This window comes from Bradyrhizobium sp. CSA112 (assembly GCF_029051645.1).
GTDB lineage: Bacteria > Pseudomonadota > Alphaproteobacteria > Rhizobiales > Xanthobacteraceae > Bradyrhizobium.
Map to the genome: position 1 here is coordinate 18,762 of NZ_JAACFS010000029.1, position 14,808 is coordinate 33,569.

Here is a 14,808-nt window from a genome sequence, read left to right on the forward strand (position 1 = left end):
GTGGAGCCTTCGGCCGAGATTCCGACTGTCGAAGCCTGAAGACAACTGACAATCAACAATCGTTTGCCGCGACCGAGACCGCCGCCACGCCCCTCCGATTCCGAGATCAAGCAATCGGGTGTTCATTTCCTGATGACGTCGCCGTCTAGATATCGAGGTTCTCATGCTAGGAGAGTTACCTGATGAGAAGCTGACGAGTCTCAGAAGGCCACAATGAGCTAATGGCGACCGCGTTGATTTCTCCAGAAATCTGCCGCGTACCCGCCATGTGATTTTTTGGCCCAAGCCACGCACGAGGCCGTCCCGACACGAAGCGAGCAAACAGCCTCGCCAACCGCTCGGGCATTATGTCTGCAAGCAATACGATCAACGTGAAGAACTCCGTATCGGGGGAATTCTCCCCATGTGGAGCCCGACTCAAGACGACGGCTGTGGCATCGCCATCAATTCGAGATCGCGGAACATGATGTAATTCTGCCGGATCCACTGATGCAACTCGGTGGAGGAATCCTTCTCGTTGCGCAGATATCCCGTGAACGAAAAGCTCAGTCGGTCGACCTAAGTCTTTAGAAATACCGGTAGCGCCGAAAACCGGAGTACGCGCGCGCCATCCATGGCTTCAGGTAACTCGCCGCGCAGCATGAATTCATTGTGGACGGTGACCAGCGCCCCGGCGGAATCCGCCACCGCAGCATCTCATGGCTGCGCGAGGAGACGCGGTCGGTGCCGGCGACGAATAGGATGATGGGGGCAACACGGCGGCGGAGCGCCTCCTTGATGAAGCCGATCTCCTCGCACATCTTGAAAAATTCATCAAAGGCATGGAAGCCGAGGTCGATTACCTTGGCCACCCGGTCGTGCAGGATAAGCCGGTCCATCAGCTGCATCTTGCCGTAGGTGTCGATCACATCCGCCGTCTCAGGTGATGTTAGGGAGGTAATCGACCAGTGACGGCTCCTTCAGGTTGATGTCGAACGAGAGCGCAGTGCCGTTCTTCAGCAGCAAGAACTCGCTCATGAGGCGAGAGACGAGGGTCTTGCCGACCTGCGGGATAGGAGAGCAGATGATGTAAACGGGCGTGGCTAACATTGCCAGTAATATCAAGCGAACTTCGTACGTGGTTCAGTTCTTCAATCGCCGAACGAGCGACTATTTTTCGCCGCCGCGGGTCACTGACTTGGCGCCGGCCAAGTCGGTCAAGTTAATGCGATCATATTCGCGCCAGACATTTGCGAGCCAGTGCCGAACATAGCCGCGCAGCACGAAGGGGTGGTTCGCGAGATCGTCGTGCCGACCCTTGTTGGCTACGAAGTTGACGAACGGGACGGAAGCAACTTCGACCTGCTCATAGGCCATCTCATTGAGCTTAGGGATCGTCAGCTCGGTCGCGTTCTTGATACGGTGGAACTAGGAGTTGTAGGTTGACTCGTCCCACTGGAAGAATTGAGTGTCGTTCATGAAGTTCTTGACCAGAAAATACGTTGCACCAGTCATGAAACTGGCGGTCTCGGCGATCTCGTCCCGGGAAGCGATGGATGATCCCAAGATGTGGAATACGGCAAAGGTGATCTGGCCGGACCGCGCGGCATCCAAAAAAAGCCGATGTCGCGCAAGGATGCCAGCGCCGGAGACAGCAAGCCTGCGCGGGCGTCGATCACCGTGACGGATAACCCTGAGTTAAGTGTGTCGAAGATCTTCATCTGATCCGCAGTCGTGGTCATGTCGACGATCTCGGTTATCTCGGGGTGGAAGCGCTTCAACGTTCCTCGCGGTGACTCAGTATTGAATGCGCGTGTCTGCACGTTAGTGGTATGAAATAGTCCAGAAGCGTTCGGGATAGCGTTCGGGATACGGTCGTCTTGCCAACCCCACCCTTGTCCGCACCCACCACAATCACAACTGGCTTTGTCATGGAATCCCCTTAAAGCACTCGCTACCGCCGACCGCGACGTGTGCAATCAGCAAATCTCTGCTTTGGATGCGAAGATGGCAGAAACAAGGGATAGTGGAATCTTTGACGCGTCACCAACGCGATTGGTGGGGATTTCTTGATGCGAGGCCATCAGTGACGTTGGGATACGGACGACTAGTTGCTGTGAGCGGTGTTCCACGTCAGGTTTGTGAACATGCGAACGAGCCGTTCTCGGAAAAGCCGACTGCGGCGATGATCACCGCGACCACCATCAGCAGTACGTCGCCGTATATGGATGAGCATCAAACAGCTTGAATCTCACGTAGCGTCAGGTTGTAGGCTTGGAAGAACGATGACCAAGGCTACCACGCAGGCGTCCATGGCTCATTTGAGAAATCAATTCGAGCGGCATGCTTGCGAGGTCGACCTTCTCGCTTGCGGATGATGACCGATCATTCAGGTACATCTTGTACCAGGATGGGAAGCGCTCTCGCCGGTTATTGGAATGACACTGAAAGCGGGCAAAGTCGCATGTGGCCTGGGGAGTGTCGGATGATACGAATGCTGAATGCTTGGTGATGTAAGTTGCAATTGCGCAGGTCGCGCACCGCCCGCGCTGCGATCAAGCTACCAGAAGCTCGCGAAGAGACGCGCTCCCGCTGCATAGGCAGTTGTGTCCGGCCGGGGTGTCGGCGTGGACCAGGCAACGTTCCTGTAAAAGGCCGCCGCAGATACTAACTGAGATTCGTGCCATGCTTCGAAGAAGACATCCGCGCCGGGATATCGCGCCACGACATGCAACGCGGTGAGCCAGCAGGCCTGAGGTCAGGCAGGTATCGAAGCGTGCGAGCGCATAGCTGCATGTATGTTGCGGCTTGATAACGCTCTGATTAGGAAGTCGGGCTCAGAGCCCTTTCGTTCTTCGCATCATCATTCGGTCGACACTTCAACGATGGACGAATGCCGTAATGCAACGATCAGAATGGCCGAATGTTCGGGCGATGAAAGCGGAGCGCTTCAGGAGTTTAACAGCCAAAGTCTAGCATCGCTGGTGAACGGTTTCAGCAAGTGGCCGGAAGAGGCGGCCTCTCGCCAAGCCACGATCGCAATAAACCGGCAAGCATCGGTGATGCGGCAGCCTGTACGGCCAACGCCAGCACCACTGGATGCCCCCGCCGCAAATTGCCAGATACCAGATCATGCTGCGATGCCGAGCGCCCTGGCCGTGAAGTCGCCAGAGGCAAGATGATCCCCGAGCAGGCATTCGAGTTCGGCACGAGACCCAGGGTCGTCGTTTAACGCACGTGTTGTCGTGGTCGGCCGTGTCCGGTTGAAGACGTAATTTCCAGGCCCGACACTACGCAGCTAGTAGCCCGCCGGCGTGACGCGAAGCACATGGTGTTTCTTCTTCAAGCAGCCTCGCACAAAAGGTCTTGTGGCACGCCGATTGCTGGGAGACGGTGAAGAATCCGTCACGACAATGGCGGTATCGCAGGCACCGGCCCGGGAGTTTAGATGAGACTTGCTCAGTTGATCCAAATCAATGCCATCACTGCTGCACTGTTGAGTGCTGTACCGCCGATTGAAGCCACATCCGTCGTGGTGCCCCTGTCATTAGGCCAGCAGCGGCATTGGTCCTATCGCGTCTGATCGTCGGCAGAGAGGCACATCCAGATCGCGCCTCGGTCGCGGCGAGCTGGGAGCGCCCGCCCTTCAGTGGCTTCGGAATTGGTCGCGAATGAGGCGCTGTGCACTACCTTCGTGGAGGGGGCGGCGAGCCGTTCCAGCAGATCGGGCGGCTGGAGTTAAGAGAGAGCTCGATTGGCGCGCAAGAGCTTTGAACCGAGAGAACGAAGTACATTTGCTGGCCGCGGCGCAGAACCACCCTGCGGCACTGGGCTGGGCACCATGTCTGAAGCGGCTCGGTGACCATCGTACCCCAGGAGAAAAAGGATGAAGGTTGGACTGTTTTATGAACACCAGTTGCCGCGTCCTTGGGAGGACGGCAGCGAGCGAAAATTGTTCAGTGATGCGCTGGAGCAGATCGAACTGGCCGATCGGCTCCGATTCGATCACATGTGGGAGGTTGAGCATCATTTCCTCGAGGAGTACTCCCACTCATCCGCACCCGAGGTCTTTCTGGGGGCTGTCTCCCAGCGTACAAAGACTATTCGCATTGGTCACGGCATTTGCCTGTCCTCCCCGAATTACAACCATCCGGCACGGGTGGCGGAGCGTCTGGCGACGCTCGATTTGATCTCTGGGGGGCGCGCCGAGTGGGGGACCGGAGAATCCGCGTCGCTGATCGAGATGCATGGCTTTGGGATCGAGCCCGAGCAGAAAAGTGCCATGTGGCGGGAAGGGGTCGAGCAGACCGCCAATATGATGACGATGCAGCCGTATCCCGGATACGACGGGCAATTCTTCACAATGCCGACCCGTAACATCGTGCCAAAGCCGGTCCAGAAGCCGCACCCACCGATCTGGATGGCGTGTTCACGGCGCGACAGTATTTTGCGTGCCGCGCGTTACGGGGTAGGGGCGCTGGTTTTTGGATTTGTGGAGGCGTCGCAAGCGAAAGTGTGGCGCGACGAGTATTATCAGATCATCAAGTCCAATGAGTGCGTGCCCATTGGGCATTCGGTAAACGCCAACATCGCCACTCTCAACGGTATGATGGTTCATGAGAACGCCGAAGAAGCGATGCGTCGAGGACTCGATGGTTTCAAGTTCTTCGGTTATTCGATCGCGCATTATGCTGTATTTGGCGAACACCGCCCTGGGCGCACGAACTTGTGGCGGCGCTTCCAAGCGATCAAGGACGAGATGAAGGAGACGCCAGGCTCAGGCAGCATCGGACAGCCCAGGAGTGTTCGCGAGCATCTCATGGGGTATGCTGATGTCGGTATCGACCAGATGATCTTTATCCAGCAGTGCGGCATGAATAAGCACGAGCATATCTGTGAGGCACTTGAGCTGTTCGCCAAAGAGGTCATGCCTGCTCTGAAAGAGCGGGAAGACGAGCGCGTCCGACGTAAAGAAGAGGAGCTGGCTCCCTACGTAGAGGCGGCACTTGCCCGCAAGTCCTCGATGCCCGAGCTGCACGAGTCGGACATCCCGAATGTCGAGGCGATTGGCATCGTCCTTGAGCGTTGTACAGGTAAGGACTACGCCTCGGCCGGTGGCACCTTCGCGGACCCGACCCGCGGAGGCGCCATTCCGATGGCTTCACGCGAGTCCTTCGCCAAGTCGGCCAAGGTCGACTGACGCGAGGGCCGCGATGGGATCTGGCCGAGTTCATGGGCGGGTGCCCTCAGTGGCCGGCAACGGCCGAGGAAATCGGCCACGCATCGCTCACAGTCCTAAGAAGCTTGTGTGCTGGCCGCGCCAATCCTACAATTGATTTCTCTGCGAAGCTGGGAACGCGGAGTCGAACCCAAAGCTATGCGTCTAAGTTTTCTGGGTGACTACGTTGATCGGGGTAGATGCCGAATGCACCCCCTGAATCCAATTGCCCCTTTAGCTGATGGATGCCCCAATCCATACGCGAAATCATGGGTACTACTCAGTTATCCGAACTGGGCTGAGCATTGAAATCCTATAAGCATCTGCGCATTCGATGAAGATATCCCAAGCCTTTTGAAACGGCTCACCGGCTCCCGAACGTGCCGCCCACACATAGGTGCAGCCGCGTGCACGGCCATTCCTATAGGGTCGAGGTGCAACTCGATGGACCAGGGATCCTGTCACCGGATTCGTCGTAGACTTTTCTGACCTAGATCATCAGTGCACTTGATCATTGATGCCTAAACGAAGTCGAGGGATTGGAGAATCCTACGGCAGAGAACATTGCCGTTTTGATCTTGGAGAGATTGAAGCACAAGCTTCATCAAATATTATCCGTTCGAGCCTACGAAACCTCCGATTGTTGGGCTGAATATGATGGACGATGACAAGAAAAGCAGCTTGTTTGGCCTGCTTCTCGTCGTCGAATTTGCAATCCTTCGAGCCCTAAAGCTTAAAAAAAGGCGTGCATCTAAAACCCCTTCTGCCCGAACCATCGATTCCCGCTCAAGCGCTAGGAGATTCTTCACAGGCCGATTGCTTATGGGTCCCGGATCACGCTCGCTTGTCCGGCACGCGGAGGACTACTCTGCCGCGACCAGTGGCTCTCGTTGAGATATGCTCGGTACGCCAACGCAATTCCCTCCCTCAGCGAGGTGCGGGCTCGCCAGCCGAGCGCGGTGAGGTGGCAGACATCGAGCAGCTTGCGCGGCGTGCCGTCGGGGCGCGAGGTGTCAAAGCTGATCTCGCCGGTATAGCCGACAGTTGCGGCCACGACACGGGCGAATTCGGCAATCGTGATGTCCTCGCCGGTGCCGATATTGACCAGTTCGCTATCCGAATAGATCTTCATCAGATGGATGCAGGCATCCGCGAGATCGTCGACATAGAGGAATTCGCGCCGTGGCGTGCCGGTGCCCCAGACCACGACCTCGCTGGCGCCGGATGCCTTCGCCTCATGGAAACGGCGGATCAACGCAGCCACGACGTGGCTATATTCGGGATGATAATTGTCTCCGGGGCCATAGAGATTGGTCGGCATCACATTGATGAAGTCGGCGCCATACTGTCTCCGATAGGCCTCCACCATCTTGATCCCGGCGATCTTCGCAATCGCATATGGCTCGTTGGTCGGCTCCAGTGGGCCGGTCAACATGGAATCCTCGCGCAGCGGCTGCGGCGCCAGCTTGGGGTAGATGCAGGAGGAGCCGAGGAACATCAGCTTCTCGGCTCCGTTGACATGCGCCGCATGGATCACATTCGTCGCGATCGCTAGGTTGTCGTAGAGGAATTCGGCGCGAAGCGAGTTGTTGGCGACGATGCCGCCGACCTTGGCGGCAGCGAGAAACACCACCTGCGGACGTCTGGCGGCGAACCATTGGTTGACTACCCCCTGATCACGCAGATCGACTTCATTGCGGGTCGTTGTCAGCAGTTCGACATCTTCACGCCCCAGCCGGCGCGCCAGTGCGGAACCGACGATGCCGCGATGGCCGGCGACGTAGACCGTCTTGCCTTTCAGCTCAAACGGAAGGCTTGCCATTGGCCACCTCCCGCCTTGCGTCATGGAGATCGCTTGCGACCATTTCCTTGACCAGTTGGGCGAACGACGTCCTGGGCTTCCAGCCGAGCTTCTCGCGCGCCTTGCTGGCATCGCCGACCAGGAGATCGACTTCGGTCGGCCGGAAATAGACCGGATCGATGCGCAGGACCGTCTTGCCGGACTTGGCGTCGACGCCGGTTTCCTCGACGCCCTTGCCGCGCCATTCGATGCGGCGGCCGACTTCGGCAAACGCCAGCTCGACGAATTCGCGCACCGAACGGGTTTCGCCGGTCGCGAGCACGAAATCGTCGGGCACATCGGCCTGCAGGATCCTGTGCATGCCCTCGACATAATCCCGCGCATGGCCCCAGTCGCGCTTGGCTTCGAGATTGCCGAGATAGAGCACCTCTTCCAGGCCGGTCTCAATGCGGGCGACGCTGCGCGTGATCTTGCGGGTGACAAACGTCTCGCCGCGGATCGGGCTCTCATGGTTGAACAGGATACCGTTCGAGGCAAACATGCCATAGGCCTCGCGGTAATTCACCGTGATCCAGTAGCCGTACAGCTTGGCGACGCCGTAAGGCGAACGCGGGTAGAACGGCGTGGATTCCCTCTGCGGCACCTCCTGGACGAGGCCGTAGAGTTCGGAGGTCGACGCCTGATAGAACCGCGTCTCCTTTTCCATGCCGAGGATCCGGATCGCTTCCAGCAGCCGCAGCACGCCAATGCCGTCGGCGTTGGCGGTATATTCCGGGCTCTCAAAACTGACGCCGACATGGCTCTGGGCAGCGAGGTTGTAGATCTCGGTCGGCCTGATCTGCTGCATCAGCCGGATCAAATTGGTCGAGTCGGTCATGTCACCGTAATGCAGCAGGAACGGCACATTGCGGGAATGCGGATCCTGGTAGAGGTGATCGATGCGCGCGGTGTTGAATGAGGACGACCGCCGCTTGATGCCGTGGACCTCATAGCCGAGGCCGAGCAGATATTCGGCAAGATAGGCCCCGTCCTGGCCGGTGACGCCGGTGATCAGCGCCACGCGCCGCTGTGAATCCTGAGCCGTCATTCTCTCTCCGGTTATGCGCAAGGGAAGGCCGTCATTTGCGAAGTCTAACTGAAAGTCGATTCAAATCAGGCGGTTAGGCCGCCGAGTCAGCATCGGCCGGGGCAATGAAAGCTGGAGCCCGCCCTTTGCCTTGTGCTGTGGTGCGATTGTGACGAGCTACTTTGCAATTCGACAGCAATGACATGGTACGACGCGCCTATTGAAGAGCCCGAAATACGCTGGCGACGCATCCTAAAAGCCACGAGTTGATCGAGAGGCGCGCATAATCCATCCGCTTTATCGTCAGGCCGGCGCATACACTATATATACATTGATATACATTGCGCAGGAAGGGGGTGCGTGTAATCGAGAATTCAAGGACAAAGTTCAACGGACCTCCGCGAGGCCCTGTAAGTAGGCAGCTGCCGAGCGCTCCAAAAGTTCTCGACAGGACTGCTGGCTAGGCTTCGGCAGGCCTTTTTCTAAGAGGCCGCATATTTCCATGGAACCCACATCATCCTTAACAGTACATCGGCAGATTGCTTCTCTTCTTCCAAAAGCCGGATCGCGTTATCTTGGACATCGGCTGCAACGACGGAACCGATACGCGAAAGTTTCTCGAGCTCTGCCCGCAGGCTCAGCTCTACTGCTTTGAGCCAGATCCCCGAGCGGCTGCTCGCTTCAAGAAAAACATGGATCTGTACCTCGACAAAGTGAAGCTATTCGAGATCGCGGTCAGTGACCGAAATGGCAGGGTCGATTTCCATCCAAGCAATGGAAATGGAGATGCGAAGGAATGGGATCTCTCTGGCTCAATACGCCGACCCAAGAATCATCTCGTGGAACATGACTGGGTTCGGTTTGATCATCCCATCTCAGTTGAAACTCGACGGTTGGATGATTGGTGCAGTGAGGCGAACTTAAAACGCATCGATTTCATCTGGATGGACGTGCAGGGAGCCGAGTCCGATGTGATCGCTGGCGGCAGGAATACCTTGAGCAACACGCGCTTCGTCTACACGGAATGCAGCGACCAGGAGCTCTATGAAGGGCAGTAGTCCCTGCAAGCCAATCTTGACCTGTTACCTTCGTTCGTCCGGCGATGAACCCTCACTCGCCTGCGACCAGCTCTTCGATAAGAACTCGCAAGTACCCAAATCCCGAAAAGCCGCAGGCCCAACAAAAACAGCTTGAATCTCACGTAGCGTCAGGTTGTAGGCTTGAAAAAATGCTGACTAAAGCCATCATTAGCAACTCAAACGAGTGCCACGCAACGTTCCCATTGAGGGATTCGTGTCTTCTCGAGCATCCTCGTGACGCTTTCATTCAGTGTGCTTCGAGAGGCTGAGTCACTTCGCGTGTTGGCAGGCAGAAACAGATCGGAGTCAAGGAAAGATCCACAAATCCAAGAGGGCTCGTAAGAGGGCTCGTAGTGGTGCGACGTGGGAGGTAGATCAGTCCGTGCAAGCGCTTCGGAGGGCCGGCCACCCTTAGGCAGAGTCACCCATGTGGGTGAGGCGTGCGCCGCATTGGCTGGGCCGCGTGGCACGTTGCGATCTTCTCAGCCGATCTTGATATGCAGGTGGCGAGGGCGCCGTATTCTTTAGGAAGTGCGGTATCGCTGCGAAGGAGCTGAACTACTGTGATGCTTGCTGCCTTCTCCTCGTTTCGTGGAGCATGTTGGGAAACCTCAGTCCGCTGCTCACCGGGGGCCGGCGGTTGCGCCGGCATGGTCATCATGGTCGTGTAATTTCGGACTCCCGCCATGCGTGCAGAAGTCGACGTCGCCGCTTTGGAGGTCGTGTCACGGCGAAGCGCCCCAATGGGTGAGGCTGCGGATCCGGCAGACGTCTCGAACTTCCGAGATCGTATGCGCAGGGTCGTCTTTGAGCCTTACTCTGCTTACCGCAGCCCCAGAAGTAGAGTCTAGAAGTCGACGGAAGCTGTTTCGCCCAAGTTTCCTGAGCCCGCATGATGTGACCGTCGTGGCAACACAGGCGCGGAGGCGGAGCGGCTTTGGCCGGTCTTTCAACGGCGACCACAACTTCGCCGACAGGCGAGCCAACATTCAGAAAGGAAGCATGTCTTGACTCAGGCCGAAAAAGACGTGGTCGAGCACATGCTCGCATCATTAGCGATCAGCTCGCTGCAAAGTGGCATTGCACCTACCAACGAACAGGTTGCGCATCATTTTGAGCTATCATGCGAGGAGGTTGGACTTGTCGTCACGCTTGAATCTGCGACCCGAATCTTCAATTGCTTCGCACGCGAGATCCACAAGGCGCAGTCGGTGCTCGAGTTCATCGGTCGCGCCACGGATCAAATGCAGTGAGCGAACGGAATGGAGCTCCCCGCACGAGCGCGCAGCACAAAGTCGCCCTCGTTGGTCCGGCATCATAATGGAGGGTAGGACCGACAGGTTAGGTTCCACATAGACTGCATAATTCTGCTCGACGTCCACAAGCAGGGTACCAATCCGCCCCGACCTCTGCCTCACCGGAATTGTTGAAGGCCGTACCCGTCCACTCTGAGCACTCTGCGACAGCTCCGACAACGGTGATGCAATTCGGCCAGCCAGGTGTGGCGCGAGGGCTGTCGATCTCGAAAGCGGGTCGCGTCAGCGCAGAGCTCGTCCGATGCACGCTCGATCGGTCCGATCCTGCCGTCGAAATATCGAGCGTCGCAGAGCATGACTTCGTCTCGGATGCTGCGGGCCTTGAGCGGCCTGCGATCTCAGGCTAGCTAACGTAAAGCGAGCTCAGATCTGCAGCTTCACATTGTTCCAGAACAAAGGTTGGTCCAACCTATGAAAACGCTAACGACGTTAGGGGCTGCTATCGGCGCAGCTTTGGCAAATGACATCAGCTTTTCCGGCGGATCGATATGTGACCCGGTCCCCCTCCCATTTCCGGCCGAAGACGACATGTTGGGGAACGTCTCGCTTCGTCGTCGGCGTGAGTTCGCCTGGGGACGGCATCACGCTCATGAGGTCTTGCGCAAATTGGGTTTCGCTCCTGTTCCGATTTTGTCGAGAGTGGATCGGGCTCCTCTTTGGCCTTCGGGAGTCGTCGGCAGCATTTCCCACTCTTCGTCTGATTGCGGAGCTGTTGCTGGAAAGTCCAACACTGTGCTCGCTCTGGGGTTGGACATTGAAGATCAAGAACCGCTAGGAGCGGACCTTTTGCCGCTCGTGTGCACCTCCGAGGAAATCGAGCGTAAGGAGTGGTCCAGCAGTCGCTTCGGCCCGAAATTGTTCTTCGCAATAAAGGAAGCCGTATACAAATCATATGCGCCGGCAACTGGTGAATTCTTGGATTTTCAAGATGTCAGTGTCAGGACGAATGATCAGAGCGGGGTCTTCGAGGCTGAGATTGTCAACCCGGAAAAGCCTACTAGTTTCGGCAGTCGAACCATAAATGGAATCTATCGTCCATTTGTTGGAGGAATTCTAGCACTAGCCGTGCGATTTCGAGGCGCGTGATGCATCTCGTCAGCTAAATGCTGGAAGGCCAAACGAGACCTCATCGAGGTTGCCTTGCAATTGAAGAATATTCTTCTGTTCTAGTAGCGAGTGGGCGCTTTGACTCCGATAAGAAGCTTAATGTCTATGACTCCGTAGCGCCCCGCTGCCCTCTCCGCGATCCGACCAGACAAGGTCCTTCACCGAGCCCTTTCTGATCGAACGTGAGCTGAGATGCCGGTCATCATGTGGGTCTCTCAATCAGGAAACCGTGAAAAGGGAGCGCCTGATAGGTCACGACTAGCTGCCGTTATCCGGGTTTCGCGCGATGATGCCCACGCTCGCAATAGCGATGGCGCCGTTAGATCCAACATCGAACAAGCTATGTAAACTGCCGGATACGCAACGTGGTGAGAGCGACGCCGCAAGCAACAGCCAAGCCAGAGATGATCGAGGCGGTGGGCGCCCGTCGGGCTGCCGAGTCGCAATTCGCCTTGGCCTGCGCGCGCGCTTCCGTACGAAAGCAAACGCGCCTCTTGTCTAGAAGCCGCCAAGCTGTTGCGAATGCGACATCGCGAGCGAAAAAAACAGCCAATTTGCGGTTGCGTCGCAGTGGCTCAAATCCTGCACCGCGCCAGGTGGCAGTAGGGCCAAGCCGGTCGCAGAAGTCCGAAGTTGCAATTGAAGGGGAATCGCGAGCTGCGGAGCATTGGGAGCTTTTTGGGTTTCTAAGCCTCTCAACGCATTTCCGCTGTGCTTCGTTACGCTTGCGGACCGGTGCTGTTCGCACGGTTCTCGACATAGGTGTAATGATGAAATCCGCGTCTAGTGAGAACGAATCGATCAAGACCGTCGCCCCTGAGAGCCAATCGAGTGTCAACGCCATTCTGACGACGGCTTTTACAATGTGCCCCTTATCTAGGTGGCTCTATCCGGAGCCGGAGCGCTACTTGCGCCATTCAGCGGGTTCATCGAGCATTACTGCGGCGATCCATACACCAATCGAAGCGGCATATTTCGATAACGGCGACAAAGGCGCGCTTCTGTGGCAGACCGACAAAATGCATCGGAACGACGCGCGGATGATGAAGTTCCTGCTCGGGAGCGTTCCAGAGTACAGGCGAGCGGAAACCGAAAGGGTACCCCGATTGTTCTCTGGTATGCGATCCGCAGCCTAGGTATCGGAGGGATCAAGCGAACCTTCCGTCAATGTGAGCAACTCGCGGCCTACGCAGCCGAAGAGCTAAATGCCCATGGCGTGAGAGCGTGGCGCAATCCCGATGCGCTGACCGTGGTCTTCCCTCCCGTTGGAGAATGCATCAAGACCAAGTGGTAGATTGCGACGCAGGACGTCAGCCACCTGGTCGTCACGCCGGGCACGACCAAGCACCAGATCGATGCGCTAATCGAAGCTATGACGACGAGAAGGCTGGGGCTCGAGGAATCGGACATTCGTGATGGCTGCGTGTGGCACGCTTAACCCCCTAACATCGGAGTAGGTGAGGTGCGTCGAGTGTCTACTCCGCTTGCTCTCGAAGGAGATGAATGTTGCAATCACATTGATCGAGCACCGCATCATGACATTCGAAGGGTTGTCGGGCCTTAGTAGTCTCGCATTCGTTGCCGGAACGGCCTATCGTACCGAGCCAAACATGGTGCGGTCCTCTCGGTCGGATCCGTCACCTTTGGCTAAGGACTGCCGATAAAAATTTCGATGAACGTTTCTGGAGCTTCGGGCGAATGTCCTCGACGCGATCTCAAGCCGGAGCACTGTTGTGGATCGGCGAGGAGAACCAATGGCGACAAACGAGCGTTGCTAGTCGCGAAGCGTCTAGCCGTCAAATCTTGTGCAAGCAATTTCTGCGGGGGACGCCGAGTTGGGTAAGTCAAGCGAGCGGATTGGAAGCGCCCGAGTAAGCTTAAGAAGGAAGCGTGCCGGAGCGGCTTCCGCCTACCGCTGCGCGACCGCAAAGGCGCCGATCGATGAGAAGGGGGGCTGCCATTCGGCGTGCCCGGCTCGAGAGCGGGCTTACGCTTGGCGATGGTGCATCGGCAGCATGTATTTCAGTCCGGATGATCAGTCGGTTCGAAACGAGGCAATCGACCGTCAGCATTGTGCTGCTTGAAAGTTTCTGCGCGAGATTAGGTAATGACCTCGGCGTTTTTCCGTGAAGTTGAACGACGGGAGAGGCTCAACTCAAAGGCGCTGATCAAAGTGGAGGTCGTCCGCTCAGCTGGCAGGTACGGCACACCTATCGCTTGCTGTCGCACCGAAAGGGAGCACGGAAGCTTTTCGAACCCTGAGCTGGGCCCGGTTGTCTGAACAGATTTTCCGCATCGATAAGTGGAGCCTCTGCCGAGGTTAGGCTGCCAAGCGGAGAGGCAGCGTGGTGAAGTAAGCTTGATCGGGCGTCGCGCCGTCAAGGCTCCGATCGAAGCACGGGCCTCGCTGACGCTGTCGTAGCCGGCAGATACACCTCCTCGTACTTGACGCTGCGCCAAGGCGCTCGACGAACACGTTGTCACGCCAGGCACCCCGGCCGTCCATGCTGATGGCGACGCCGTTGTCGGCGAGCACGCCGGTGAATGCCGCGCCCGTGAACTGCGAGCCCTGATCGGTGTTGAATATCTCCGGCTTGCCGTGACGCGCCAAAGCATCCTCCAGCGTCTCGACGCAGAATGCCGCTTCCATTGTGATCGACAGCCGCCACGACAGAACCCGGCGGGTCGCCCAATCCAGCACGACAGCGAGATACACAAAGCCACGCGCCATCGGGATGTACGTGATGTCCATCGCCCAGACCTGGTTCGGCCGCGTGATCTCCATGCCGCGCAGCAGATATGGATAGATCTTGTGGCCGGGCTCGGGCTTGGTGGTGCGCGGACGGCGGTAGAGCGCCTCTATCCCCATCTGCCGCATCAGCGTTTTGACATGCCGGCGGTCGATCTTGCACCCCTCGGCAGCCAGCAGGCCTCGCAACATTCGCGAACCGGCGAAAGGAAACTCCAGATGCAGCCGGTCGAGCCGTCGCATGATCGCGAGGTCGTCGGACGACACCGGGCGCGGCAGATAATAGACGCTGCCGCGGCTGATGTTCAGAGCTTCCGCTTGCCGGGTGATCGGCAGATCGTGCGCACGGTCAATCATCGCTTTGCGCTCAGCAATCCCGCCTTAGTGAGCGCTCCTTCTAAAAAACTGATCTCGGCGCTGCACGCCCCCTGTGGGATAGAAACGGGTTGGCGATAGACTGCGTTCGGAAGGGAGCGGCCGATACGATTTTGGT

4 protein-coding genes and 5 pseudogenes are annotated in these 14,808 nt (G+C 57.5%); 4 read left to right on the forward strand and 5 right to left on the reverse strand.

Features of this window, described 5'->3' with window-relative positions; all coding sequences use genetic code 11:
* Positions 1-417: 417 nt before the first annotated feature.
* Positions 418-1,089: pseudogene (locus GWE18_RS31495) on the reverse strand (hypothetical protein).
* Positions 1,090-1,149: 60 nt separating this feature from the next.
* Positions 1,150-1,912, reverse strand: a pseudogene (locus GWE18_RS31500) (hypothetical protein).
* Positions 1,913-3,865: 1,953 nt separating this feature from the next.
* On the opposite strand from GWE18_RS31500, the gene GWE18_RS31505 reads away from it, so the two are divergent.
* Both GWE18_RS31505 and GWE18_RS31510 read left to right on the forward strand, forming a co-directional pair.
* Positions 3,866-5,179, forward strand: a complete 1,314-nt coding sequence (locus tag GWE18_RS31505) for an LLM class flavin-dependent oxidoreductase (RefSeq protein WP_275189608.1) — start codon at positions 3,866-3,868, stop codon at positions 5,177-5,179.
* Between the two features lie 352 nt (positions 5,180-5,531).
* A pseudogene (locus GWE18_RS31510) lies at positions 5,532-5,865 on the forward strand (6-carboxytetrahydropterin synthase).
* Between the two features lie 152 nt (positions 5,866-6,017).
* Here GWE18_RS31510 and GWE18_RS31515 read toward each other — a convergent pair.
* Both GWE18_RS31515 and gmd read right to left on the reverse strand, forming a co-directional pair.
* On the reverse strand, positions 6,018-7,019 hold the full coding sequence (locus tag GWE18_RS31515) for a GDP-L-fucose synthase (RefSeq protein ID WP_275189609.1): 1,002 nt from the start codon (positions 7,017-7,019) through the stop codon (positions 6,018-6,020).
* Complete coding sequence (gene gmd, locus GWE18_RS31520) at positions 7,000-8,085, reverse strand: GDP-mannose 4,6-dehydratase (protein WP_275189610.1); 1,086 nt, start codon at positions 8,083-8,085, stop codon at positions 7,000-7,002. The genes GWE18_RS31515 and gmd overlap by 20 nt, the downstream gene beginning before the upstream one ends.
* Positions 8,086-8,566: 481 nt before the next feature.
* Between gmd and GWE18_RS31525 the strand changes: the two are divergent.
* Positions 8,567-9,119, forward strand: a pseudogene (locus GWE18_RS31525) (FkbM family methyltransferase); the annotation flags it as partial.
* Positions 9,120-10,150: 1,031 nt separating this feature from the next.
* Complete coding sequence (locus GWE18_RS31530) at positions 10,151-10,396, forward strand: hypothetical protein (RefSeq protein ID WP_275189612.1); 246 nt, start codon at positions 10,151-10,153, stop codon at positions 10,394-10,396.
* 3,490 nt (positions 10,397-13,886) lie between these two features.
* Here GWE18_RS31530 and GWE18_RS31535 read toward each other — a convergent pair.
* A pseudogene (locus GWE18_RS31535) lies at positions 13,887-14,687 on the reverse strand (IS3 family transposase); the annotation flags it as partial.
* Between the last annotated feature and the right edge of the window lie 121 nt (positions 14,688-14,808).